Origin of the sequence: Celerinatantimonas yamalensis (assembly GCF_046054155.1) — a bacterium.
GTDB lineage: Bacteria > Pseudomonadota > Gammaproteobacteria > Enterobacterales > Celerinatantimonadaceae > Celerinatantimonas > Celerinatantimonas yamalensis.
Genome location: NZ_JBEQCT010000009.1, coordinates 168,077 through 193,482, shown reverse-complemented (window position 1 = coordinate 193,482; position 25,406 = coordinate 168,077). Strand labels below are relative to the sequence as shown.

Annotated in this window: 19 protein-coding genes, 1 rRNA gene and 1 pseudogene; 15 read left to right on the top strand and 6 right to left on the bottom strand. The window is 44.0% G+C overall.

Features of this window, described 5'->3' with window-relative positions; translation table 11 throughout:
- The 7 genes and pseudogenes from rrf to ABUE30_RS16550 all read left to right on the top strand — a co-directional run.
- Positions 1–86 (top strand): 5S ribosomal RNA (gene rrf, locus ABUE30_RS18560); the annotation flags it as partial.
- A gap of 266 nt (positions 87–352) precedes the next feature.
- A complete protein-coding gene (locus ABUE30_RS16575; RefSeq protein WP_408624947.1) occupies positions 353–961 on the top strand; it encodes a Yip1 family protein in 609 nt (202 codons plus the stop codon).
- Positions 962–1,084: 123 nt separating this feature from the next.
- A pseudogene (locus ABUE30_RS16570) lies at positions 1,085–1,772 on the top strand (DNA-3-methyladenine glycosylase I).
- Positions 1,773–1,914: 142 nt separating this feature from the next.
- A complete protein-coding gene (locus tag ABUE30_RS16565) occupies positions 1,915–2,760 on the top strand; it encodes an undecaprenyl-diphosphate phosphatase (RefSeq protein ID WP_408624946.1) in 846 nt (281 codons plus the stop codon).
- 25 nt (positions 2,761–2,785) lie between these two features.
- Positions 2,786–4,207 (top strand): protein adenylyltransferase SelO, encoded by a 1,422-nt coding sequence (locus ABUE30_RS16560; RefSeq protein WP_408624945.1) that lies wholly within the window; start codon positions 2,786–2,788, stop codon positions 4,205–4,207.
- Between the two features lie 227 nt (positions 4,208–4,434).
- Positions 4,435–5,823 carry a PhoH family protein gene (locus ABUE30_RS16555; RefSeq protein ID WP_408624944.1) on the top strand — a complete coding sequence of 463 codons (1,389 nt, stop codon included), beginning with the start codon at positions 4,435–4,437 and terminating at the stop codon, positions 5,821–5,823.
- Positions 5,824–5,843: 20 nt separating this feature from the next.
- Positions 5,844–6,137 carry a PilZ domain-containing protein gene (locus tag ABUE30_RS16550; protein WP_408624943.1) on the top strand — a complete coding sequence of 98 codons (294 nt, stop codon included), beginning with the start codon at positions 5,844–5,846 and terminating at the stop codon, positions 6,135–6,137.
- Here ABUE30_RS16550 and ABUE30_RS16545 read toward each other — a convergent pair.
- Positions 6,124–7,026, bottom strand: a complete 903-nt coding sequence (locus tag ABUE30_RS16545) for a hypothetical protein (protein WP_408624942.1) — start codon at positions 7,024–7,026, stop codon at positions 6,124–6,126. The genes ABUE30_RS16550 and ABUE30_RS16545 overlap by 14 nt on opposite strands.
- Before the next feature lie 46 nt (positions 7,027–7,072).
- Positions 7,073–8,656: a 2-isopropylmalate synthase gene (leuA, locus tag ABUE30_RS16540; protein ID WP_408624941.1), complete on the bottom strand. Its 1,584-nt coding sequence runs from the start codon at positions 8,654–8,656 to the stop codon at positions 7,073–7,075.
- A gap of 455 nt (positions 8,657–9,111) precedes the next feature.
- Here leuA and ABUE30_RS16535 point away from each other — a divergent pair, with 455 nt between their 5' ends.
- Positions 9,112–10,827, top strand: coding sequence for an acetolactate synthase 3 large subunit (locus tag ABUE30_RS16535; protein ID WP_408624940.1), 1,716 nt, complete (start codon positions 9,112–9,114; stop codon positions 10,825–10,827).
- Positions 10,827–11,321: an acetolactate synthase small subunit gene (gene ilvN, locus ABUE30_RS16530; protein ID WP_408624939.1), complete on the top strand. Its 495-nt coding sequence runs from the start codon at positions 10,827–10,829 to the stop codon at positions 11,319–11,321. The genes ABUE30_RS16535 and ilvN overlap by 1 nt, the downstream gene beginning before the upstream one ends.
- Positions 11,322–11,447: 126 nt before the next feature.
- Here ilvN and ABUE30_RS16525 read toward each other — a convergent pair whose 3' ends face one another.
- The 3 genes from ABUE30_RS16525 to ABUE30_RS16515 form a co-directional block, all read right to left on the bottom strand.
- Positions 11,448–12,482 (bottom strand): porin, encoded by a 1,035-nt coding sequence (locus tag ABUE30_RS16525; protein WP_408624938.1) that lies wholly within the window; start codon positions 12,480–12,482, stop codon positions 11,448–11,450.
- Between the two features lie 1,835 nt (positions 12,483–14,317).
- Complete coding sequence (gene efpL / locus ABUE30_RS16520) at positions 14,318–14,887, bottom strand: elongation factor P-like protein EfpL (RefSeq protein WP_408624937.1); 570 nt, start codon at positions 14,885–14,887, stop codon at positions 14,318–14,320.
- A 363-nt stretch (positions 14,888–15,250) separates the two neighbouring features.
- Positions 15,251–15,958, bottom strand: coding sequence for an enoyl-CoA hydratase-related protein (locus ABUE30_RS16515; protein ID WP_408624936.1), 708 nt, complete (start codon positions 15,956–15,958; stop codon positions 15,251–15,253).
- 397 nt (positions 15,959–16,355) lie between these two features.
- Here ABUE30_RS16515 and ABUE30_RS16510 point away from each other — a divergent pair, with 397 nt between their 5' ends.
- From ABUE30_RS16510 to cobA, 6 genes are all read left to right on the top strand, one after another.
- Positions 16,356–17,051, top strand: a complete 696-nt coding sequence (locus ABUE30_RS16510) for a TIGR04219 family outer membrane beta-barrel protein (RefSeq protein WP_408624935.1) — start codon at positions 16,356–16,358, stop codon at positions 17,049–17,051.
- A 516-nt stretch (positions 17,052–17,567) separates the two neighbouring features.
- On the top strand, positions 17,568–19,352 hold the full coding sequence (locus ABUE30_RS16505) for an assimilatory sulfite reductase (NADPH) flavoprotein subunit (RefSeq protein ID WP_408624934.1): 1,785 nt from the start codon (positions 17,568–17,570) through the stop codon (positions 19,350–19,352).
- The gene (cysI, locus tag ABUE30_RS16500) at positions 19,352–21,034 is read left to right on the top strand and encodes an assimilatory sulfite reductase (NADPH) hemoprotein subunit (RefSeq protein ID WP_408624933.1); all 1,683 of its coding nucleotides are present in this window, start codon (positions 19,352–19,354) and stop codon (positions 21,032–21,034) included. Before ABUE30_RS16505 ends, cysI begins: the two co-directional genes overlap by 1 nt.
- A complete protein-coding gene (locus tag ABUE30_RS16495) occupies positions 21,027–21,788 on the top strand; it encodes a phosphoadenylyl-sulfate reductase (protein WP_408624932.1) in 762 nt (253 codons plus the stop codon). Before cysI ends, ABUE30_RS16495 begins: the two co-directional genes overlap by 8 nt.
- A 265-nt stretch (positions 21,789–22,053) precedes the next feature.
- A complete protein-coding gene (locus ABUE30_RS16490; RefSeq protein WP_408624931.1) occupies positions 22,054–23,022 on the top strand; it encodes a 2-hydroxyacid dehydrogenase in 969 nt (322 codons plus the stop codon).
- 131 nt (positions 23,023–23,153) lie between these two features.
- Complete coding sequence (gene cobA, locus ABUE30_RS16485; RefSeq protein ID WP_408624930.1) at positions 23,154–24,098, top strand: uroporphyrinogen-III C-methyltransferase; 945 nt, start codon at positions 23,154–23,156, stop codon at positions 24,096–24,098.
- Here cobA and ABUE30_RS16480 read toward each other — a convergent pair.
- Positions 24,040–24,933 carry a TIGR03899 family protein gene (locus ABUE30_RS16480; protein WP_408624929.1) on the bottom strand — a complete coding sequence of 298 codons (894 nt, stop codon included), beginning with the start codon at positions 24,931–24,933 and terminating at the stop codon, positions 24,040–24,042. The two genes, cobA and ABUE30_RS16480, sit on opposite strands and share 59 nt — an antisense overlap.
- Between the last annotated feature and the right edge of the window lie 473 nt (positions 24,934–25,406).

Below are 25,406 nucleotides of genomic sequence, written 5' to 3'. Positions count from 1 at the left end.
GATTCCATGCCGAACTCAGCCGTGAAACGCAGCAGCGCCGATGATAGTGTGGGGTTTCCCCATGTGAAAGTAGGTCACGGCCAGGCTTCTTATTCAGAACCCAGCTTCTTTGCTGGGTTTTTTTTTGCCTGCGATTTAGAGTTCATGGACAGGCCATTTCCCGCACGTTCCCTGTGATGATTGAGCTTCAAGCGCGCTTTCCAATAAATACCCCATTTCCTTCCAATACGTGATTGTTTTTTGTACATTCATAAAATGTAAACTATAGTCATCTTTAGCTGTACTAAAAACCAACATTTTTTAGTCAGTCTCGTTTATTTGATCATTGTATCTAGCCGTGTAGGAGGTTTTAATGATCCAACATGTCTGGGGATTGTTACACAATCCCGATCATGAATGGCAGCAGATCAGTCAAGAGCATGAATCTGTTGGTCACTTATATATGCATCATGTTCTGTGGCTTGCCGCTATTCCTGTGATCAGCTCCTTAATTGGAACAACACGGTTTGGTTGGAGCTTTTCTGCAGGACATGGTTATCATGTATCGTTGGTCAATGGAGTCGCTTTAGCAATTGCCTTTTATGCTTTGATTTTACTTGCGGTCACGTTAGTGGGGAGTGTCCTCTATTGGAAGGCTCAAAAGTTTGAGCAACGATCATCACAGCGAGAATGTATTGTGTTTGCCGGTTATACGGCAACGCCGTTATTTTTAAGTGGTATTGTGGCTGTATATCCTATTTTTTGGTTGTGTTTGTTGGCTATGACACTCGGTATTATCTACAGCGGTTATCTATTGTATCGTGGCATTCCAAGTTTTTTAGGAATTAGCCATCGGCATGGGTTTATCTTGTCAACGACAACCCTAGGTTTTGGTGTATTGATCCTCGAATTACTACTTGTGATCGTGGTGCTACTGTGGAGTATGGGATCTGAAAGCAGTGTCGTCTGGCAATTTTTCTGATTATTAACGTATTTCGTTACGAAAAGCCATCGAATAAATATCGATGGCTTTTTTTATTCTCATATTTTTCACTTAATTGTTAGTATGCTTTAATAGTGAGTCTTTCATTATTGCTAACTATTTATGCAAAGTTATCATGATTTATACCAGCTAGCAGCTGAGCAAAAAGGTTCGGTGAATGCACTTGAATCATTATTGCCTAGTCCTTTATCGAGCCAACAGCTGGAACGGTTAAGTGATGATCGTTGGCTTGAGGAGTTTACCCGCAAAATTTTTCAAAGTGGTTTTTATTGGTCCGTTGTTGATGCTAAGTGGGCCGGATTTTGCGAGGTTTTTTGGGATTTTCAAATTGCGAAATTATTGCTCATGCCTCCTGAGATGTTGGAGCAAAAATCGGCTGATCCACAGATTATTCGTAACGTTAAGAAGGTCCAAACAATTAGTCATAACTGTTTGATGATTAGCACAATTGCGCAAAAAAGTGGAAGTTTTAGCTCATTTATTGCGAACTGGCCAAGAGACGATATTGTTGGGTTATGGCTCTATTTGAAAAAATGGTGCTCGTCTTGGCGGAAATACAGCGGCTTATACATTGCGTGTCATAGGTAAGGACACGTTTATACTGTCGCGCGATGTGGAAGCGTACTGCCGTGCACAAGACGTGATTGATGGGGATGCGTATAGTTTACGGTCGCTGCAAGCAATGCAGCATATGTTTAATGTACTGCAAGCTCAAAGTGGTCGAGGTTTGCAAGAGCTTAGCCAAATATCGCGTTCAGTCGTGGCAGCCATTGGTAGAAGGAGGTCATGAGTTGATCTGAGTATCTATGTATTGAGTTTTACAATGGCACAGGACAAAATACTGCCTTTTGTCTGAGTTAAATCGCGTTTTTAATTCTAACGATCACGTTGAGAGCTCGTTATTTATCCATTACTTTATAAATTAGGCTGTTATGCACATTATTCAAATTTTAATTCTAGCCATTGTTCAAGGGTTTGCTGAGTTACTTCCTATTTCAAGCTCTGCCCATGTTATTCTGGCTGAAAAATTAATGGGACTAGATCCCACCGCGCCGGCGATGACATTACTACTGGTGATGCTTCACACTGGGACGATGTTTGCTGTCATCGTTTATTTTTGGAAAAGCTGGCGAACGACTTATTTTCAATCGGTTAAACAGTTTAGGGCAAATGTCATTCGGCTGGTGATTGCGACTGGCGTAACAGGTGTTGTTGGACTCGCACTTCTATTTTTGATCAAGCATGTGGTTGGCCATGGCAATCCCAATTTTGAAATTGAGCAACTCTTTGGCGATACTCGTTTAATTGCAGGTGGATTGGCAGCAGCCGGTGTATTGATTATTACATCTGCATTGGTTAAGCGGCAGTATTCAAGTGCTGTCACACTTAAATCGTCGGTAATCATTGGTTTTGTCCAAGGGTTATGTTTACCATTTCGCGGTTTTTCGCGCTCTGGGGCAACTATTTCCACCGGGTTGCTATTGGGCGTTCCTCGCCGAATCTCAGAGGAATTTAGTTTTGCGCTGGCGGTGGTGTTAACGCCTGTGGTTATTGCCAAAGAAGCTTATCGTTTAATCAAGCATCAAGCTTTATCGTCACCCGATGTGGTAAGTAGTTTAGCTCACACCTTCTCATTAGGGTTATTGGGGATGGTATTTAGCTTTTTGGCGGGTCTAGCAGCGATGCGCTGGTTATCAAGTTGGCTAGAGAATGGTAAATGGTATCTATTCGGTGGCTATTGCTTGGTTGCGTCACTCACGGTATGGTCGATGAGCTAATTTTTAATTTGAGCTAGGCTTTGCAATGAAACTAACTAATCCCTATCAAGCTGTCGCAGATTTAAGTCATCCCGCGAAGGTGTGTGCTTGGGTGGCTCCAGAGTTGGTGCAATGGAACGAGTCGTTGTCCCAAGAGTTAGGCTTGAAATTGAATGAGGCGCAAAAAGTTGCCTTAGCTTCGGGGCAGGGTGATTTTCCTAGTGCAGCCTTAGCGTATGCAGGGCATCAGTTCGGTCAGTTTGTACCACTATTAGGTGATGGCCGAGCGCATCTATTAGGCGCTTGGCAGGACGCTAACCTGCGCTGCTGGGATATTCAGTTGAAAGGCTCGGGTGTTACACCTTTTTCTCGAAGAGGTGATGGATGGTGCGCTTTAGGGGCCGCGATTCGTGAATATGTGATGAGTGAGGCCTTACACGGATTAGGCGTTGCCACAACGCGAACACTCGCCGTGGTGAAAACTGGTGAGACGATTATGCGTCAATCAGGGCCCACGGATGGTGCGCTCGTGACCCGAGTTGCCGCTAGCCACATCCGTATCGGGAGTTTTCAATATTTGGCTGCTCGTCAAGAGATTGTATCTCTAAGGGCCTTAATGGAGCTGGCTATAACCCAGCATTATCCAATGATTGTGGCCCAAGGGGATGAACGAGTTCTTAGCTTTTTCCAGCATGTTATCAGTGCGCAGATCCGCCTCATTGTCGACTGGATGCGCATTGGTTTTATCCATGGGGTGATGAATACCGATAACACTTTAGTCAGTGGCGATACTATTGATTATGGACCTTGCGCGATGATGAATCAGTTTGATTTTCAGCGCGTGTTTAGCTCCATTGATAGCCAGGGACGCTATGCGTATGGTCAACAACCGCAGATCATTCAGTGGAACCTTGCGCGCTTGGCCGAGTGTTTGCTGGTGTTAATGAGTGCTCCTCAAGAGCTGGCTAGGACTCAACTGGTCGCTGTTCTAGATTCATTTTCAGAGGAATTTAATCAACAATTTACGCAGATGTGGATGAATAAATTGGGGTTGTTAGCAAGTGATGGTGATCAGCAAGTTCTCATCCAGTCATTGCTTGAGCATATGCGTGCACATCGACTTGATTACACCAACACTTTTGATGCGCTCACCCTGCGTCTATCGGGTCATGGTGGGGTTGTGCATGCATCGCTTGAAACTTGGTTTAAACAATGGCAGCTCATTGTTGAGGACAAGTTTGCAGATAAACGCGTCGCGTTAATGCACCAAGCTAATCCGCGGGTTATTCCGCGTAATCATTTTATTGAAACTATTATTGAGCAGTTTGAGCAAACGGGTCAAAGCGCTTTGTTCAGCCAGCTTATGCAAGCGATGCAAACCCCATATCAGCTCGCCGATGCCGATGTTGCGCTGCAAGACGAACCTCATTTTCCTGATGAAAGCTATCAAACATTCTGCGGCACTTAATTCAGCCAATTCAGTGTACTGCTCATAAATTCACCAATCAGTCGTTGATTCAATGTGTTGTCATAAAAGAGATGTCAGGATAGTCTAGACTCAATATGAAGATGCAGACTCGTCAAGTGATGATTGTTGCTTGCGGTCGATTGTATTCGGTGTTTTAGTAGATCAGTAAGCTAGGGGAATCACTACCTAGCCACCACCCACTCCCTGCCATAGATCGGAGGGCATATATGGGAAGTAAGCCAGCCTTAACTAAAGTCTATATCCTTGATACGAACGTCCTTCTGCACGATCCTCTTGCCGTTTATCAATTCCAAGAACATGATGTGGTGATCCCGATGACGGTACTTGAAGAGTTGGATCGGATCAAAGATCGTCATAAAGATGTGAGCCGAGACGCCCGTGTGGCGATTCGTACTTTAGAAAACATCTTTGCCGAAGCATCACCCGAACTGATTCAAGAAGGAGTCCCTCTAGCTAATGCTAGTGAAACACATGCCAGTGGTAAAATTGCTATTTTTGCTGATCACACGCTCGACCAGCAAGCTAAAAATTTCACCGCTGATGAACCTGATAATCGTATTATTAATGCGGCTCTTTATTTACAAAAACAGCATCAACCCCGCACTGTCGTTCTGGTAACCAAAGATATTAATATGCGATTAAAGGCGAAAGGGGCTGGAATGTCTGGCGTTGAAGATTACCGCTCTGATCAGCTGATTGATGATATTCAGTTTTTAGCCAAAGGGTTTAACCATTTAGAAGGTAGTTTTTGGGGGCGTGTTAAAACCTGTGATAGCGTCACTCAGGGCCGTGATACATTTCATACTATACCCGCAGAGCTACTCGAATCACCCTATATTAATCAGTATATTATTGACGATACACAAAGTTTTGCTGCTCGTGTAGTTCGTTATGATGAGCAACAAATTGAGTTGCAAGATTTAGGCTATGAAAGGTTGATGGGGCGCACGGCCTGGGGGATCCATCCGAAAAATATTTATCAGGCGATGGCATTGGACGCATTACTTGATCCAAATATTGAGTTAGTGATTTTAACAGGGCCGGCTGGGTGCGGGAAAACACTTCTCGCAATGGCCTGCGCATTAGAGCTTGTGATTGAACGAGGCATCTATAGCAAAGTCATTGTCACGCGTAATACACCAGAGATTGCCGAATCAATCGGCTTTTTACCTGGCTCAGAAGAAGAAAAAATGATGCCATGGTTGGCCGCTGTGACCGACACACTCGAAGTGTTACATCATAATGATGAATCGATGGATGGATCACTGCATTACATTATGGATAAGGCTAATATTCAGTTTAAATCCGTGAACTTTATGCGTGGACGTAGCATTCAAAACTCATTTGTATTTTTAGATGAATGCCAAAATCTTACCGCTTCACAGCTTAAGACCATTATTACGCGGTGCGGTGAAGGAACCAAGTTGGTTTGCTGTGGGAATTTATCGCAAATTGATAGTAATTACCTGACGGCTGTTACATCAGGCCTAACCTATATTGTAGAACGCTTTAAAAATTTTGAAGGCAGTGCCAATGTGTACCTCAATGGTGTGGTACGTAGTCGATTAGCATCTTTTGCTGAGCAGGAACTTTAGCCTTAAACCAGGGAGAGAGAATGGTGATCAACGCAGAGATGGAAAAGCGCTCGTTTATTCGAATGTTAGTTAAGTCACCTGTACAGGTACGTTTTGCTAATATCGAGCTGCATGGTATTTGTCATGATCTCAGTGCTACTGGCATGGGAGTGATGTTTAAGGAAACTGATCTACAGTTAGGCGATCAAGTTACTTTAGAGCTTAAACCGGGTCGTCCTGGTGTACTGGCGCTGCAAGCTGAAGGGCATGTGGTACATGTTAAGCCGGATGATGAAGGGATTGTTGTTGGGATTGAGTTTTCTAAGGTGAGTTAGCCTTGTTGATGAGTACACGATAGTAGCGACTTTGCAGATAATGGCGGCTTTGTGCGGAGACCTCCCCCAGCGCCAATAACGCCGGCCCAGTCGGGTCGGCCACTACCCATGGTTTTTGATCGACAAGAGCGGTTTGCTCATTGCCTTGAGCTGGCCAGTTAATCGCCAAAAAAGCATGATCGGGCATATAGACCATTGCTGTTTTTAGCTTAGGTCTTGCCGCCAATAAGATAGCTGCTAATAAAGTAGTTTTACTATCACAGTCTCCCATGTTGTTACGAATCACTTGAATGGGGGTCATAAACCCAGCCCCTCGATAGCCATCTCGACTTTGCAACGAGTTATATGGGATGCTTTGGATAAATCCAAGTAGCGCATTGAGCTGTTGTGGAAAATCACTGGCTTGACTTTTGGGTGGGAAAAAAAATGCTGCAATAGATTTTAAATAGGCGGCGCTTTGGTTGGCTATTAAGGCATGATTAGGGATGACGCCCTGCTGACCCGATGGGCTTTCAAATAATCGCCAGCGATGATCTGCGAGATAATTAAGGTAGCTTTGCTCAGAGCGTTGTTGCAGCTGCGAGCGCAATGTTTGTTGCAGTTGTGGGTCGTTTGTCTGTATTTGCCAATGTACGCTGTTTGAGCTGACACCCACGGTGACTCGGGCCTTTTTAGGGTCTTGTTGGTTGGCTATTTGCCGCAAATTTTGAGCAATATATTGGTTGACTTGTTTTCGATTATAAGCGGAAAAATATGTGAGATCATGAGGGTACTGCTGTAAGGTAAATTGTATTTGTTGGCGTTGTTGTTGTCGATCTTGCCAAGTAATGTGAAACATTTGTCCTTGGCGCTGAAATGCCAGCTGTTTGCTGAAAGTTTGAGGCACCATGAATAGCAAGGCTAGGGTCAGCCCCAGCCTTGCATTGATGATGTATTTAAGCGCTTTTGCTCTCGCGCTGTTTTTCTTTCTCTTTAGCAATCGTTTCAGCTCGATGAATGTTATTCAACACATGCACGAACGCTTTCGCTGAAGCTTGAACAATATCTGTTGCCAGCCCCATGCCATGGAATGTTCGCCCTTGATACTTGGCTACAATATCGGCTTTACCCAGCGCATCTTTAATATCTGCTTTTTGATTTCCCCCACGGCCACCACCGGCAGCTTTAATCGAGTAATCGTCAATCGTGATATCATAGCCTGTCATACGGCTTAAGCAGTGATAGGCTGCGTCAATGGGGCCATTACCCGTTGCGGCTTCTGTCATTACCTTATCGCCCGCTTTCAATTTGACTGTGGCGGTTGCAACAACTTCTGAGCCCGATTGTACGCCCAAATAATCCAATTCAAAGAAATCAGCATCTTGGCGCTGGTTGTTAAAAAATAATAAAGCTTCCAGATCATAATCAAATACTTGTCCTTTACGATCAGCAAGTTCCAAGAAACTTTCATATAACTCATTTAAGTTATAGTCATCTTCGCTGTAGCCTAATTCACTCATCCGATGTTTAATCACATGACGACCTGAACGCGAAGTTAAATTTAGGATATTTTGGGGTAAGCCAATGCTATCAGGTGTCATAATTTCATAAGTGTTTTGGTTTTTCAGCATCCCATCTTGATGGATCCCTGATGAGTGTGAAAAGGCATTGGCGCCAACAATCGCTTTGTTTGATTGCACGGGCATGTTACACAATCGACTGACCAATTGACTGGTGCGATAGATCTCTTGGGTATTGATACGGGTATGAGCCTTGAGCAGCTCACTGCGTGTTTTCAGCGCCATGACGACCTCTTCTAGAGAGGTATTACCAGCGCGCTCGCCAATTCCATTGATAGTGCATTCTATCTGACGGGCCCCAAAGGCAACTGCTGTCAATGAGTTAGCCACTGACATTCCTAAATCATCATGACAATGAACCGAGATAATAGCTTGATCAATATTAGGAACGCGATTAAACAGCTGCTGGATAATCCCACCAAATTCCGAGGGAAGGGTATAGCCCACCGTATCAGGAATATTAACTGTGGTGGCCCCTGCTTTGATGGCGGCCTCGACCATCCGGCAGAGGTTATCGATAGGTGTTCGACCCGCATCTTCACACGAAAACTCGACATCATCGGTGTAGCGGCGTGCATGTTTGACCGCCTTGACTCCCATCTCTAACACATCATCAAAACTTCGCCGTAATTTACTTTGTACGTGCACATCCGAGGTAGAGATAAAAGTATGGATGCGAAAGGCTTCCGCTATATTTAGTGCTTGGCCTGCCGCATCAATATCACCCGGTAATGCCCGAGATAACGCACAGACTCGGCTGTCTTTTATATGACTGGCAATGGTACGAACGGATTCAAAGTCACCGGGTGATGAAACCGGGAAGCCAACCTCCATAATATCAACGCCTAGCTTTTCCAGAGCCAGGGCGATTTGTAATTTTTCATTTACAGTGAGACTCGCGGCTAACGCCTGTTCACCATCGCGAAGAGTCGTGTCAAAGATCATTACCTGGTCTGTCATGGGAAAATCCTTTCGATTGTCGAATTAATATTATTTAAAGCATAAAAAAACCCGCCTGAATGAAGCGGGTTGTCGATGTAACTGATTGAACAGTTAGACAGCCAGACCCGCAGGCATTAAGCCTGTTAGAAGTAGTCTGAGCATCTGTTGTGTGGTCCAAATCAATTGCATCATATCGCCTTACTCGTTGAGAAGTGTCCAATAATTAAGCGGAACAATATGAGTATACTACGATTTAAAAATATTCCAACAAATAAAATAAATTAGAAATAAAAAATCCAAACCTAGTCATATATTGGAGTTATTTTGCTGTTTTTGATTAAAAGTTGATGTTTCTAACCTGTCGGTATGTAAACTTATTCGCTATCATGTCGTAACATGGTAAGGTTAGCTGCCACCATACCCACGATTGTGGGCTGATATAATAGAACAACAATGAGAGCCTGGAGGCTGGCATGGAGAAGTTATCTGGCGCCGAGATGGTCGTCCGATCCTTACAGGATCAAGGGGTTAAACATATATTTGGTTACCCTGGCGGTTCTGTCCTTGATATTTATGATGCACTGTTTGATAACTCAGATATTGAGCATATTCTGGTTCGACATGAACAAGCTGCCGTGCATATGGCTGATGGCTATGCGCGTTCAACTGGCGAGGTCGGCACAGTTTTGGTCACCTCAGGCCCTGGGGCCACCAATACGATTACCGGAATTGCGACTGCTTATATGGATTCAATTCCACTGGTTATCTTGTCCGGACAAGTAGCCACTTCTTTAATTGGCGATGACGCGTTTCAGGAAACGGACATGGTAGGGGTCTCCCGTCCTGTTGTTAAACACAGTTTTTTGGTGAAACACCCGGAAGATATCCCAACGATTATTAAAAAAGCTTATTACATTGCCGCGAGTGGTCGTCCGGGGCCTGTCGTTGTTGATCTACCGAAAGATATTCAAAACCCGCAGCTTAAATTTCCGTATCAGTATCCAGAGTCAGTGAGTTTGCGCTCTTATAATCCCACTGTGAAGGGGCATAAAGGGCAGGTTAGAAAAGCGCTCAAAGCGATCATTAGTGCCAAACGGCCTGTGATGTATATTGGGGGCGGCGCAATTATCGCTAATGCTTCTGAGGCAGTTAGACAAATGGCTCATCAACTCAATTTGCCTGTCACATCAACCTTGATGGGCCTTGGGGCGTTCGCTGGCGATGATCAACAATTTCTAGGCATGCTGGGGATGCATGGTACCTATGAAGCGAATCAAGCCATGCACCATAGCGATCTGATTTTTGCTGTAGGGGCTCGCTTTGATGATCGCGTGACCAATAACGTCGCGAAGTTTTGTCCAGATGCGTGCGTTGTTCATATTGATATTGATCCCACGTCGATTTCCAAAACGATTGCAGCCGATATTCCAATTGTTGGCACTGTGGATGCTGTACTTGAGCAGATGCAACAGCTCTTAGCTGAGAAAGAACTGCCTGAGAAAACTCGCTTGAACGATTGGTGGGCACAGATATCTACTTGGAAAGAGCGACATTGTTTATCCTACGCCAAGAGTGAAACGATCATCAAACCTCAACAGGTGATTGAAGCCCTTTATCGAGCGACACACGGTAATGCGTATGTCGCCTCTGATGTTGGCCAGCACCAGATGTTTACAGCACTCTATTACCCCTTTAAGCAGCCTCGGCGATGGATTAACTCTGGTGGTTTAGGGACCATGGGGTTTGGTCTACCCGCAGCGATGGGCGTGAAATTAGCTCATCCTGATGAAGTCGTGGTGTGTGTGACCGGTGATGGCTCTATTCAGATGAACATTCAAGAGCTTTCTACTTGTATGCAATACCATATTCCAGTTGTGATCGTCTCGCTCAATAACCGCTCTTTGGGCATGGTGAAACAGTGGCAAAAAATGTTCTATGGTGGGCGGCAATCGCAGTCGTATATGGAATCTGTTCCTGATTTTGTGAAACTCGCGCAGGCCTATGGACATGTCGGTATTCAAGTCAGCGAGCCGAATCAATTGGGTGATGCATTTGACTGGGCATTTGCGCAACAAGGGAAAGTAGTTTTTATGGATATATTAGTTGATCCAGAAGAGCATGTTTATCCCATGCAGATTAAAACTGGATCAATGCAAGATATGTGGTTGAGTAAAACGGAGAGAACCTGATGCGACGAATTATATCGATTTTAATTGAAAATGAAGCGGGCTCATTATCTCGCGTCGTTGGATTATTTTCTCAGCGAGGGTATAACATCGATTCGCTCACTGTTGCCGCAACCGATGATTCCACCTTATCACGGATGACCATTACGACTTCGGGTGATGAGCGAATGATTGAACAGATCACCAAGCAATTGCATAAGCTGGTGGATGTGTTGAAAGTTTCTGAGCTCACCGATGCCGCCTTTGTTGAGCGAGAAATTGCACTGATTAAAGTGCGCACGCAAGGGGCGATGCGAGCGGAGGTGATGCGTTTAAGTGATATCTTCCGCGGGCAAATTGTTGATGTCACTGCGAATGAGTACGTCCTACAAATTACCGGTGATGGCGCCAAAATTGATGCGTGTGTGCGCACTTTAAGTGAAATGACCGAAGTGCTTGAAGTGGTGCGAAGTGGTATCTGTGGCATTAGTCGCGGGGATAAAATGCTGCACAATTGATCCTATATATAAAAAAAACCGAACTAAGTTCGGTTTTTTTTATACCCTTAAATCTTAAGTATAAAAAATGCCAGCGGACAACTGGCATTTGGCACTTATAGGATTATGTTTTACGTCTAAATCAAATTAGAAGTAGTATGCAACGGCGCCAGAGAAATCGTTTGGATTTCCGCCAACAGGGTTGTTCAACCATTCAGCAGTTACATAGACATTACTAGTAAAGTGGTAAGTTGCACCCAGTTTGAACGCTTTCGCATAAGTCGTGTCATTACCAGTCACATCACTAGTTTGTTTACCCAGTGCATAACCAGTACGCAAAGACAATTTGTCTAATTTGTAAGAAGCTGCAACTTCGTAACCATTACGGTTAGCCGTGTTTGAACCATCATCTTCTTTGTTATGAGTGTACAAAGCAGCCAAATACAGGTTGTTCAATGTATAATCTAAACCTAAACCGTAGTTGTTTTTCTGTGCATTGCCAGCAAAGTTTTGATGAGCGAGACCTGCATGAACATTCAAGCCGATACCTGTGTCATAAACACCTGCCATGCTATATGCACTAGTTTGGTCTTTAAAGTTTGCAGCTGTCAGGCCTGCACCAAATGAATCAAGAACGCTACCAGCGCTGCTTGAACCACCTTCAACAGTATCAAACTGATACGAAGTTTGAATGGTCAAAGGACCGACAGTATTGGTGTAAACCGCTTCGTTTGGCGCAAAGTTGTAACCATAAGTACCAACACTTGACTCCATACCATTATCGAAGATATCGGTGATGCTGGTTAAAGAGGTATAGAATGGAGCATCGTTTTGACCCAATTCAATTTTACCGTAGCTATGTCCATCAAAACCAACGAACACATAACGTGATTTGATGTCATCACCACCGCTCTTGTTTGAAGATAATGAGTCACGTTTAGCTTGCATTTCCCAGCTTACGTGGCCGAAAGCGGTTAAATTATCATTAACTTTGGTAGTGCCTTTTACGCCTAAACGAGCGCTATAGCCTGCTTGAGTATTGTCGTTATTATCCAAAGTGAATTTAGAACGACCGAAGATATCTAAAGTTTGTGAATCAGTTTTATATACATTGGCTGCAGTTGCGTATGCTGAAACCGCTAACATGGCTGGAATAGTCAGAGCGAGAATAGTTTTTTTCATAGTTATATACACTTATAAGTAAGTAAAAAGTAAATAATCCATTTTAAATTTTTACTGTCATAAACAGTCTTTAAAAAAGTATCACTGTGATTGTTTTTTTTCAATAAAAAAAATGAACTTTTATGAATAAATATAAATTATTGATTTTTATTCATTATTTTTAATTTGATGTATATCAAAAATTTTAAATCTATTTAGTTAATACGTTATAAGCAATATTATTTTTGATGTATGACACATTGTATCTCTCAAAAATAGGGTCTTTTACTCTTTATATATAGATGTAACATGCAAATTTATAGTAGGTAATTATTTCAAAAATTAATGAGCTAAATTTAAAATTTGAATGAATATCTGGTTATCGTATCCATATTTTATATGAATGCTATGTTCATCTCGGATTAACTATAAAATGATCGTGTTTTTATTAATGTATAATTATGTTTCATATCTCATGATAACTTGTGTTTGATTGCCTCCATATTTATATGTCCTGTTATGGTGCAATTAACATATAAATGTCGTAGGTTGCATTGGTGTGAATGATTTTTTGTACAAATTCATGGTCATGAGATGACAAATGCAATAGAGCACTCGCTACATCGTATAATTTTCTAGCAGGAAGGGCGTCAATGAGGGGGGGGGATCGCACGTTGTTTGCAACAATAATCGAATAAGTCCAAATTAGCTCAAGATATATAAAATTGAACTTATTAGAGCATCTAACAGCCATCAAAGACACTCGTTTTCGCATCAATCAAAAGTATCATTTCATCGATATTATCTTTCTCGTTATGCGTACGATCACTTCTGAATGAGAAGGCGGGCAGAACATCGATACGTTTGGTGAGCACAAGCTGGAGTCGACGATATCACGCGTTTAAACACGGTATCCCCATTGCTATACGATTGCCCTGATATGACGATTTGTTGTGTTGTCGTGGATTTTTACTTGAAGTGCTAGCTTTATGGCTAAATGATCGAAGAGAAAGCCAGTTAAACCCCATCATTGCTTTCGATGAAAAGTGTTGCGCGGTTATACCATAATGCGCTTTTAGCGCATGTTCCAGTCGCTGGTTACTGCTGATAATACAGACCGCGGTTTTGTTCTGAGTTGAACGCTAGCTGAAACCTAAAATAGCGAAATGAACGCCGTCAGACTGATGTCGGATATTTTGAATGTGAAGGGCCGTGTTATCCGCCCTATTGCCAATGTGAAACACTCGAGAAAATCGCAGAGAAGCAGGCGCCTGTTGTCGTATACAGAAGAATTAACCAGAGTTGTTTGAAGCTGTTCGGGTGTAATCTCAAACAGTGTTTGATGCAGGAAAGCCAAACCAGTTACTGAAGTCAACCGTATCATCACGGGCGCAAGGAAAAACGCTACACCTTTCCGTTAAAGGCAAGACGTCCTGATGACCGAGCAGAAAATGACCAACTATCCCGAGTGTTATTGCCGAAAAAAAGCATCCTGTGTTGGGGAAAAAGGCATCGTAGACATCTCGTAGGACATCAGTTTCATGTCACCCATATACAATATTGAACCAATATATCCGTCAATATGGTTGAATAGGGAACAGTCAGCACTTATATTAGAGCTTGTTTTTAAATAAGATAACTCGAGATTACATTAAATGGATTGGTTGAGAATATTACGTTGTTCAGACGATTTGTGATGAGGCGGCTGAAACAGTATGATTGTGGCGCCCAGCCAAAAAGTAAAATTGAAAAAAAGCGGCCTGGAGTGATGACGACAGAGCGCGGGTATCTTTGGATTATAAAGTATGTACGCGCTCTGAGCGTCAATGGGGGTGCCTCCCCATGAATAAATAATATTAATCGGCACGACTCATAAATTTACGCTCTGCAGTATTGATACGGACTTTCTCCCCGCTGGCAATATATTCTGGAACTTGGACCACTAAACCCGTCGCAAAATGAGCAGGTTTGGTTCGAGCACTCGCTGAAGCACCTTTGATCGATGGGGTGGTTTCTTCGATAACAAGTTCTACTGATGCGGGTAATTCTATACCCACGCCCTTGCCATCGACAGTTAGAATCTGTAACCCATGGGTCTGTTCTGTAATGAAGAGCAATTCATCACGAATGCTCTCATGGTTGAATAGATATTGACTAAAGTCTTCGTTATCCATGAAGACATATTCGTCTCCATCAATGTAAGAAAAACTGACTTGTCGGCGACTCACGTCGACATCTTCCAGTTGATCATCACCTTTAAAGCGTTCTTCAACTTTTAGGCCAGTGGCCAGATCGGTAAATCGTACTTTATAAAGTGTTGATGCACCGCGAGCACTAGGGCTTGAGACATCGATATCTTTGACCAGTAATACTTTATCTTTGAGTCGTACGGCTGAGCCTTTTTTTAATTCATTTGCTTTTGACACGCTACATTCCTCGTTAGCTTGATTGGCAGCAAGTTAGCATGAAATGACGAACCAACCAATGATCTACATAGATAACTTGAATAAAAAATATGTACAGTTGATAGTTAAGTCATTTATGGTTGAATGTGGCAATTATTTTAGTTGTATCATGCAGCATGAGCTCGACTCAGTAAGCTTTAGTAGCCCAATATTGGAATGAAAAAAGATCAATTTTGAGTATCACATCTGAATCATCGACGTGATGAATATGTAATGATAAAACGCCCCTATCCCATCCTTATGATAGGAACGCTATATTGATGTGTCGCGACCTTTTGGGCCTTCCTCTTTATTCTCAACACTAATACAACTCACGTCATTGATTTATGATGTTTGAGATTCGGGTAGATGGAGTGACTCACTGAACAAATGCCACTCATTGCACATGACTTTATCATTAGTAGGTTGACCGTTAAGCAGTAACTGTTTGGTTTGTCGAACCAGTAGTTCGGGCATCTGGCTCAGCTGCTGACTCCATGACGTCACCAATTGTTGTCGCGTTTCTGCATTAGCGACTTCATTGATAAGTCCCCATTGACAGGCTTGTTCTGCACTGAATTGCTGAGCTAACAATAGTAACGCTGCGCTGCGCTGCGGGCCAACTCGCTGCGGTAAGAGCATGCTCGTGGCAAAAAGAGGCATCAACTCCTGACGAATAAATGGCAGTTGAAAGCGGCTATTGGGATCGGCAACGACTAAGTCACAATGAAGCAATAAGGCCATACCAAAACCAAATGCATTACCTTGCACGTTAGCAATAATCGGTTTGGGAAATAAGGCAAACTCACGCATAAAGGTGAGTGCAGGGTGACGAGCATCCAGTTGCGAGTGGGATAAATCCTCAATATCTTGCCCTAAACTAAAATGATCGCCTTGCGCCTGTAAGATAATAACGCGGATTTGGCTATTCAAGGCGGCATCTTTCATCCGTTCTCGCATGGTACGGAACATTTCACAGGTAAAACTGTTGGATTGGTCGGGACGATCGAGTGTAACAGTTAAAATACCCTCATTGAGCTGACTCTGAATCATAATAGGCACCCTTATATTCTTACACAAGCTTGGTGCTCGCGATCACTGAAGAGCTTGGTTTGACGAGCACGTGATTAATAACACGCTCAACTATCTGTATTATGCACAGTAATGTTGTTCATAGGTTTATATGATGATTAAATTGTGGCTGATTAGCGGGAACAAATCATGGATCATTGCTAGAACTTCGATCACCATCTAACTATTCATGCATATATTTTGTAACTATGTGCATTGCTTCCGAAAATTGTTATCTATTTTATATTCTTAATATGGTGATGGCTTGCGCGGCTACAAGCCTGTGCAATAATCATTGATTACTCGGCAAATGTATGGGTTTTCAGTTACACTTATAAATCATTATTCTATTCAAATAATCAACGTTCGGACTATCACTATGAAAAAATTTGCAGCCATGACTGTATTTGCTGTATCTAGTCTTCTAGCCTCGTCGTTAGCCCAAGCGGATACGCTTGGTGTAAACGCTGGGATTGATTTTTGGAGTACTAGCCATAATGGTGAATCAGTTAAAAAAGATGGTTCAACCTATAACCCTGATTTTGGAACTAACTTCCGCCCAGGTGTATACATAGCGTTGGAACACCCAATCCCACTGATTCCAAATGTCATGTTTAGGTATCAAAATCTGGATACTTCTGGTAAAGCCAATGGGACAAACATTACCAGCGACCAAAAAATGTATGATGGTGTCTTGTATTATCAATTATTTGATAATCCGGCATTTGGATTTGATTACGGCCTGAATATTAAACATTTTCAAGGAACAGTGTCAGGAATCGGTGCATCAAAAGATTACACCAAAACTATGCCAACCTTGTATTTAGCGGCCAATATTAATATTCCTATGACGGGTATCCAAGTCTTTGGCAATACTTCAAATGTGAGTTTTGATGGCACCCGCATCTCAGATTCTGAGATTGGTGTATCATACGATTTTCTACCCTTAGTTGTTTCAACTTTACAGCTGCGCGCTGGGTATCGTGTATTAGATATGCGACTGAAAGATGTCGAAAATATGAATTTGGAGCAGACCGCTCAAGGGTGGTTTATGGGAATTGGTGCTCATTTCTAAGCACTATTCATTCTTAAATTCTTTGTCTAGGCCTATCACCTTTTGATGGGCCTTTTTAATATTCGTGCCTACTGCAAGTGAACGTCATACTGCGACAATCAATGCGGTTGCGATCAGGCACGGGGTCCTTTCATTTCAATAACGCCTTTTCTCTTTTCTGACAGTTTTAGCCGTATCCATCAGTGGTCATAAGTAGATTTGCGCGTCTGCAGTTTATCGCTGCAACGGCGCTCAATCGTCGCTGCGTGTGCCTATGTGGGTGAACACCATGAACGATAATATTCCATCTTGTTATAACGCCTCTCCATTTATTCTTTCTATTGGTGGATCGCTCTCCGGTAGACTATTGGTTGAGGAGTTTTCTTGTTTAGTTGTGGTGATCGAATTGAGCATTGTTCAAAATTAAGCTTTGGAATTGCCATGCTAATGATCTCAAGTGTATTGATGATGAGCGTTTTACCCAATCCAGTTCACTCCCCACAACCAATGTCCAATGCTTAGATCTAGGAACCAACTATGTCATTAAAGGATCTCAACGCGTTAAGTTGCCCATTATCAACTGAACAACTGAACGCTCTGACACATACTCTTGGTGATTTTACACCGCAGCAACAAATTTGGGTGAGCGGCTATCTGGCTGGATTACACATCGCGTCGAAAGAACTCTCCACCGCTGAGCATCTATCCGGTGTGAAAACTGTCACCATTGTTTACGCATCACAAACAGGGAATGCTAAAGCGGTCGCTGAAAGTGTCTACCAGCAGGCGCGAGCCAAAAATGTCTCTGTGCAACTCATGAATATCAGCGACTACAAACTTAAATCACTAAAAAAAGAAGACTATTTAGTGATTGTTGCCAGTACCAACGGCGAAGGTGAGCCACCTGATGATGGGTTGGCGTTTCACGAATTTTTAGCGACCTCAAAAGCTCCAAAGCTCGATGGATTGAAATATGCCATTTTGTCTTTAGGTGATAGTAGTTACGAGCAATTTTGCCAGTGTGGGATTGATTTTGATATGCGATTAGTCGCGTTGGGCGCTGTACCGCTGCTTGATCGCGTTGATTGTGATTTAGATTATGAGCAAAACGTTGCAACATGGACCGAGCAATTGCTAGTGATTCTGCTTGACGAATTGTCTGCATCACAACCTGCATCCTCTCAGTGTGCATCGCTGAGCGAGAGTGCCCTCACTCATTATGATCGGCAACATCCTGCGCAGGCGACAGTTTTGACGAATCAGAAGATCACTGGGCGTCATTCAACCAAAGATATTCGGCATCTAGAATTTGATCTCGAAGGGCTCGGTATCAATTACCAACCTGGGGATGCATTAGGTGTCTGGTTTGATAATGATGAAACGCTGGTGGATGAATTACTCACGTGCCTTGATTTAGATCCTAAACAGAGTGTTAACGTTGATGAACAGAACATCAGTTTACGCGATGCACTTATTTATCATTATGAGTTAACACAAACCACGCCAAATTTTGTCGAGCACTGGGCTGACTGGTCAGCCAACCAAGCATTGATAGAACTGAAAGCCCAAAAGCCGCTGCTGCGCGAATATACTGCAAGTCACCAAATTATTGATGTCGTTCGCGAATATCCGGCTCATGTCGACGCTGAACAACTGCTCGCTGCGCTGCGCCGATTAACGCCTCGAATGTATTCGATTGCATCCAGTCAGTCCGAAGTTGAGGATGAGGTACATTTAACCGTTGCGGTGGTTCGTTACGAGCAAGCTGATGGCGCGCGATATGGCGGCTGCTCAGGGTATTTATCTCGACTTAAAGAGGGGCAATCAGTTCGTATTTTTGTTGAACCGAACCAAAATTTTAAACTACCCGATGCGCAAACACCTGTGATTATGATTGGTCCAGGAACGGGTATTGCACCGTTTCGGGCTTTTATGCAGCACCGAGAGGCTGTCGGAGCAAGTGGTCAAAATTGGTTGTTTTTTGGCAATCCACATTTCAGCGAAGAATTTCTCTATCAAGTGGAATGGCAAAAGTATGTCAAGTCAGGGCTACTCACGCGCATTGATCTGGCTTTTTCACGGGATCAAGGCCATAAAATTTACGTGCAAGATAGGCTGCGAGCGCAGGCCCACGAAGTATATCAATGGCTCAAAAATGGCGCTTATCTGTATGTCTGTGGTGATGCGACGCGAATGGCTAAAGATGTACATCAAACGCTCGTCAGTATTGTCTGCGAACAGGGACAAATGGCGCAAGAAGATGCGCAAGAGTGGCTTAAACAATTGCACCGAGAAAAACGTTACCAGAAGGATGTGTACTAATGAGTGATAGCAAGTTATCAGTCAATGAATCAATCAAAGCGCGTAGCCGCTTACTGCGTGGAACCATCGAAGAGGGGTTAGCGGATACGTTGAGTGGCTCAATTAGTGCCGATGACACGCAACTCACCAAATTCCATGGCTTCTATCAACAAGATGATCGCGATATTCGAAATGAACGGAAATCGCAAAAATTAGAACCGTTTTATAGCTTCATGTTGCGCGCGCGTGTACCCGGTGGTGTGTGCACCCCGGAACAATGGTTAATTATCGATGAAATAGCCCAACATTTAACTCGTGGGAATATTCGCTTAACCACGCGGCAAACTTTTCAATTTCATGGCATCTTAAAACGTCATTTGAAAACAGTCATTCAAAAGTTGCATCAGCGCTTACTCGATTCGATTGCGGCTTGCGGAGATGTTAACCGTAATGTGATGTGTAATCCCAATCCTATTGAGTCAGATGTGCATCAACAGGTGTATCAATTTGCCAAGTCCCTATCAGAGCACTTTATGCCGCAAAGCCGTGCATATGCTGAGATTTTTTTAAATGAAGAGCCGCTGAATGAACCGGAAGTTGAGCCTCTATATGGCCCAACTTACCTACCGCGAAAATTTAAGATCGCTGTGGCAGTACCGCCACACAATGATGTGGATGTTTACACCAATGATCTTGGCTTTATTGCCATTATTGAAGATCAACAGATCGTTGGCTATAACGTTTCTACGGGCGGTGGTATGGGAACAACCCATGGTGACACGCAAACTTATCCGCGTTTAGGGGATACCTTAGGATTTGTTAAACCGGAGGATACCCATGCGGTGGCAGAGGCTATTTTTACGACGCAACGTGATTATGGTGATCGGCAAAACCGCAAGCATGCGCGGCTTAAATATACCATTGATACGATGGGGCTAGAACGATTTAAGCACGAGGTTGAGCAGCGTTCAGGTGTGACGTTTACCCCTGCTATTGATGTCACTTGGACGACCCGTGGTGATCGCTTCGGTTGGCAGCATGGTGCGGATGGTCGCTGGCATCTTACTTGCTATCTGCCGAATGGCCGAATTGCCGATACCGATGATGGGCAATTAATGACTGGATTACGTGAGATTGCTAAAGTGCATCAAGGCGATCTGCGTATGAGTGCCAACCAAAATATTGTCATTGCTAATGTCCCTGAAACAGAAAAAGAATCGATTGATCAATTGGCGCGTGAGTATGGACTCTTACGCGATGATCTCACCTGGTTACGCAAGCTTTCCATTGCTTGTGTCGCGCTGCCAACCTGTGGTTTGGCAATGGCTGAAAGTGAGCGGTATATGCCAGAGCTTATTACTCGGGTGGATGCGCTGTTAGATAAACATGGATTGAGCGATCTGCCGATTGTAATGCGGATGACCGGATGCCCGAATGGCTGCGCCCGGCCATTTGCTGCTGAAATTGGCTTTGTCGGTAAAGGCCCTGGTCATTATAACTTGTATCTGGGAGCCAGCCCCGTGGGAACTCGTCTGAATAAGCTGTATCGAGAAAATATCGATGAGGTGACAATTTTATCCGAGCTCGATGATTTATTTGCTCGTTATGCTAATGAGCATGAGGGAGATGAAGCTTTCGGTGACTTTGTCGTGCGCGTTGGTGTCATCGCGCCAGTGCACCAAGGGAGAGATTTTCATGCTTGAGACACTCGCCAAGCTGCCAGAACATTGGCAGCAATTAGAACATCTAGAACGGCAGCGTTGGCTTAGCGATATCAATGAAAAACTTGAGCGGCTGACACCACAAGCGCGTATCGAATGGGCTCTTGAATCGTTACCTGAAGGGCATGTTTTGTCGTCAAGTTTTGGTATTCAGGCTGCAGTCTTACTCAACATGGTCACAAAAATTCGGCCCGATATTCCGGTGGTGTTAATTGATACCGGCTATCTATTTGCCGAAACCTATCAGTTTATCGATCACTTAACGGATCAATTAAATCTGAATCTAAAAATATATACCAATCCGCTGAGTAGCGCTTGGCAAGAGGTGCGTTACGGCAAATTATGGGAGCAGGGAGTCGATGGCTTAACCCGGTACAATCAAATGAACAAAGTTGAGCCGTTAGAGCGAGCCTTTAAAGAATTAGCTGTCACCAGTTGGTTTTCTGGGTTACGCCGAGAACAGGCTAAAAGTCGAGCACATTTACCGGTGTTACAACTGCAAAATAACCGTTTCAAATTATTGCCGATTATTAATTGGAGTAATAAGCAGGTCTATCAATACTTGAAAGAACATGGCTTAAGTTATCATCCACTTTGGGAAAAAGGCTATGTTTCAGTGGGTGATTGGCATACCTCACAACCACTTCAACCCGGCATGACTGAAGAAGAGACCCGTTTTTTTGGTCTTAAACGCGAATGTGGCATTCATGAAGAGCACAATGGCAGTGGTATATAGTCGTCAATGATCTTCACCTTTGTTAACGGTTCTTAGAAAGGGAATAGCCTACAAGTTTGGTGGATTATATTGACTTCACCGCGTTCTTTTTATCATCAACACATTGGTCGATAACGGGGGCGCATTTAGAATATGGCGCAGGTTCATCGTGATGCTCAATGTGCAACATCGGGGGCGATTAAACGGCTAGGGGCAGCGCTCAGTTGGGCCTTTGGATAAAATGGTGTATGGTAAAATACTGTGTTGCGCCTGCAAGGTATATTGTATGAAACCATCCCTGATTGTATTAGTCGCATTAAATGATAGTCAGCGCCAGCGCCTTGATGCGCTGTTTGAGGTTCACTCTGGTAAACAGCTGTGTGATATCCCAAGTGAGCAACTCAGTGTTGCCCAAGGGTTACTTGCCCATGGTGGATTGACGTTAGGTGAAGAGCAGTTAGCGCAGCTTCCCCAACTCAAAGCCATCTCAACTATATCCGTTGGTTATGATAGCTATGATATTGAAGCATTAAGCCGTGCAGGCGTGACTTTATCGCATACACCTGGAGTGCTCGATGAGACAGTGGCTGATTCAGTGTTTGCATTGATGCTAAGCTGCGCTCGGCGCATTGTTGAATTGGCCGATTGGGTACGTGATGGTCAATGGCAGGGGAGTCTACCCAAATCTTACTATGGCTGTGATGTCCACCATAAAACCATCGGGATTGTTGGCATGGGGCGAATTGGGATGGCTGTTGCCAGACGTGCTCATTATGGGTTTGGTATGTCCGTGCTTTATCATAATCGTCACAGTAAACCAATGGCCGAGCAGCAATTTGCCGCGCGCTTAGTTGATCTCGATGAGCTGTTGCAAACCGCCGATTTTGTGGTGCTACTGACGCCATTGACGACTCAAACATTTCATTTAATCGCTGCTGCGCAGTTGGCGATGATGAAACCATCGGCAATTTTAGTGAATGTGGCGCGCGGGGATGTTATCGATGAAGCTGCGTTGATTGAGGCTTTGCAACAAAAAACGATTGCAGGGGCGGGGCTCGATGTTTTTCATCAAGAACCGCTGGCGAATGATTCAGCATTACTGAAATTGCCACAAGTGGTTGCGCTGCCACATATTGGTTCGGCAACCACTCAAACTCGAGCGGCCATGAGCGAGCTTGCGGTGACCAACATGATTGAAGCGCTCACCTTGCGCCAGCTCAATCACTGCGTCAACCCCCATGCGTGGCATCGTTAGCGATTTTTGGCACGCAGGGTGATTCAGCCGTGGTGATATAGCTACTGGGTATATTCGATAGATAAAGGTTCTTTCGTATTTACCAAGGGGCTGGGTATAGTGCCAATAAGATTTTTTATCAAAGCAGATAGATGGCATTATTTTCCGTTTTTTCTCGGTCGGTTATTGCTGAGCCTCGAGTTCGAATGCGTCAAGTCATGCGTTGGGCGGCGCGCGTCACCCACGATGTTCAGCGCTTTTGGCCACACGCTCAAGCGGTGATCCCAAATTACCTTCAACTGAGCCCGTCGCTAGGTGCTGGTGAAGTTGCTTTGGTTGGTTCAGGCCCTGGCGGGGTTGAATTGTTGACGATGGCGGCATTTCAGATGCTGAATCAGGCGGATGTGGTCGTCTATGACCGATTGGTTAGCGATGAGATTTTGCAACTGATCCCTGCAAATATTGACACCGTCTGTGTGGGAAAAGCGGCTTCTTTTCATAGTGTCCCGCAATCACGGATTAACGAGATATTGATTGAGCGTGCTCAGCGTGGTCAACGTGTGGTTCGTCTCAAAGGTGGCGATAGTTTCATCTTTGGCCGAGGCGGTGAAGAGCTTGAGCAACTGGCAAAGGCGGGTGTGATATTTCGGGTAATCCCCGGGATTACAGCCGCTTCTGGTTGCACCAGTTATGCAGGGATTCCGCTGACCCATCGAGATTATGCGCAGGCAGTCACCTTTGTGACCGGGCATTGTCAACACAATGGTCAACCACCCGATTGGCATTCATTGGTGGCGAGCAACCATACATTAGTGGTCTATATGGGGCGATTGAGTGCGACTAGCATCCAACAGGCACTCCTTGCACAAGGCATGAGTGAGCAGATGCCGGTTGCAGTGATTGAAAATGGTACGCGCAGCGACCAGCGGATCTTTAGTGGTACACTGATACAACTAGCCAAACTTGCCGAACATGCCGCCTCACCTGCGTTGCTAGTGGTTGGTGAAGTCGTCCGGCTACACCAAACTTTGGACTGGTTTAATACTGCAGCTCAAAAAATTCCTCAAGCAACTCAGCTAAGTCAGTTTGATAATTAACGATTGGGGAAGGTTCAATTAATTGAGCGAGTTCATCACCAATCGGCGTGAGCCGGTAGTAGATGAGTTTGCATTGGCGATAACGAGGTCGTAATAACCACATTTTACCGGACTGTTCAAAACTGAGATCAAATTGTGCCGCAAAACTGCTTTCAAGTTCACGCTCATAGAGCAGTCCTAATTCGGAAAGTTGCATGATTTGATTAAAAGCCAAGCGGTAACGCCCTAATGACAAACGTCGCACGCGACGGCGTTGTAATCCCAATCTGGCTGGCATCCGAATCGCCCCAAGTAGCAGTTTATGGCTCTGCTCACCGCCCATTCGGCTGGCGATTTGTACGGCTCGTTGAAACCACTGTGCTTCGCGCTGGGTCATTATCGTCAATGTTTGCAATGCGCGAACAGAGAATCGTCCTGGAGTAACAACCTCCATGGCTAATATTTGACTCCACAGCTGTTGCATCGTTACGGTTTGGCTATTTTTAGCCAGCTCTAAATAGGCGCTAAACCAGTCAGGATCGACCCGACTCCCCGCTTCATCACCGCAGATCTGTTCAGCGCGCGCGAGGATTTGTTCAAGATTCTTTTGCGCGCGCGCTTGCTCAAGACGGAGCCTTGCGGCGGCCCGCTGCGAAAAGCTCGTTTGCGGATGAGGTTCTTCAATAAGCGTATGTAAGCCATGGCGTCGAGCCAGCTCTAAAGTGCGCTGCTTCGCCGAGATGACCGACGATGAGTCTTGCTTAATGGGTGGGGTGCTCATAGTGCTATCGACCAGTTCCTTAAAATGAATCACCTTGCTATCTCGTATCGAGTTAAAGTCTGATGGTTGAGGCACACAGACCCTTATAGCTTATATCGGTTCTCTCTCAAATAACTTAATAATTATTTATGTTGCTAAATAACTGTTCCAAATATAGATCACGGGCTTGTAACAAAAAAAGGGAACTCGGTGGCGTTTGAGCGATTTGATGCGTCGTCAAACATACAAATCACAACTGTTCGCGAGTTCCTATCCTCAAGCGTGGTACTTTTTAAAAAATTAATCGAAAGAAAGCAGACTAAACGAGAATATTTCTCGGTTACTTATATGTGGAATATAAATTCCAAGAGATAACAATGAGATGGGTGGTAAAGTCGATCTGGCATGTACTCAATGATAAATTGCAATATCAATCAAATGTGTTAAATTAGTTGCCATTGTAATTATTTTGTTATCAAGTTTTATCGTAAAGGTTATGATGTTAAAAACTATAAGACGGGCCTCCCGTTATGCTGGGACAGTTTGTTTAGTTTGCGCGTATTTCGCAG

Excerpts from the sequence above, each read along its gene's own strand:
- ABUE30_RS16495 (WP_408624932.1), top strand. The coding sequence starts at position 21,027 with ATGCTTGAGACACTCGCCAAGCTGCCAGAACATTGGCAGCAATTAGAA.
- ABUE30_RS16555 (WP_408624944.1), top strand. The coding sequence starts at position 4,435 with ATGGGAAGTAAGCCAGCCTTAACTAAAGTCTATATCCTTGATACGAAC.
- ABUE30_RS16510 (WP_408624935.1), top strand. The coding sequence starts at position 16,356 with ATGAAAAAATTTGCAGCCATGACTGTATTTGCTGTATCTAGTCTTCTA.
- ABUE30_RS16525 (WP_408624938.1), bottom strand. The coding sequence starts at position 12,482 with ATGAAAAAAACTATTCTCGCTCTGACTATTCCAGCCATGTTAGCGGTT.
- cysI (WP_408624933.1), top strand. The coding sequence starts at position 19,352 with ATGAGTGATAGCAAGTTATCAGTCAATGAATCAATCAAAGCGCGTAGC.
- cobA (WP_408624930.1), top strand. The coding sequence starts at position 23,154 with ATGGCATTATTTTCCGTTTTTTCTCGGTCGGTTATTGCTGAGCCTCGA.
- ABUE30_RS16535 (WP_408624940.1), top strand. The coding sequence starts at position 9,112 with ATGGAGAAGTTATCTGGCGCCGAGATGGTCGTCCGATCCTTACAGGAT.
- ABUE30_RS16550 (WP_408624943.1), top strand. The coding sequence starts at position 5,844 with ATGGTGATCAACGCAGAGATGGAAAAGCGCTCGTTTATTCGAATGTTA.
- leuA (WP_408624941.1), bottom strand. The coding sequence starts at position 8,656 with ATGACAGACCAGGTAATGATCTTTGACACGACTCTTCGCGATGGTGAA.
- ABUE30_RS16515 (WP_408624936.1), bottom strand. The coding sequence starts at position 15,958 with ATGATTCAGAGTCAGCTCAATGAGGGTATTTTAACTGTTACACTCGAT.
- ABUE30_RS16575 (WP_408624947.1), top strand. The coding sequence starts at position 353 with ATGATCCAACATGTCTGGGGATTGTTACACAATCCCGATCATGAATGG.
- ABUE30_RS16565 (WP_408624946.1), top strand. The coding sequence starts at position 1,915 with ATGCACATTATTCAAATTTTAATTCTAGCCATTGTTCAAGGGTTTGCT.
- ABUE30_RS16545 (WP_408624942.1), bottom strand. The coding sequence starts at position 7,026 with ATGGTGCCTCAAACTTTCAGCAAACAGCTGGCATTTCAGCGCCAAGGA.
- ilvN (WP_408624939.1), top strand. The coding sequence starts at position 10,827 with ATGCGACGAATTATATCGATTTTAATTGAAAATGAAGCGGGCTCATTA.
- ABUE30_RS16490 (WP_408624931.1), top strand. The coding sequence starts at position 22,054 with ATGAAACCATCCCTGATTGTATTAGTCGCATTAAATGATAGTCAGCGC.
- ABUE30_RS16505 (WP_408624934.1), top strand. The coding sequence starts at position 17,568 with ATGTCATTAAAGGATCTCAACGCGTTAAGTTGCCCATTATCAACTGAA.
- ABUE30_RS16560 (WP_408624945.1), top strand. The coding sequence starts at position 2,786 with ATGAAACTAACTAATCCCTATCAAGCTGTCGCAGATTTAAGTCATCCC.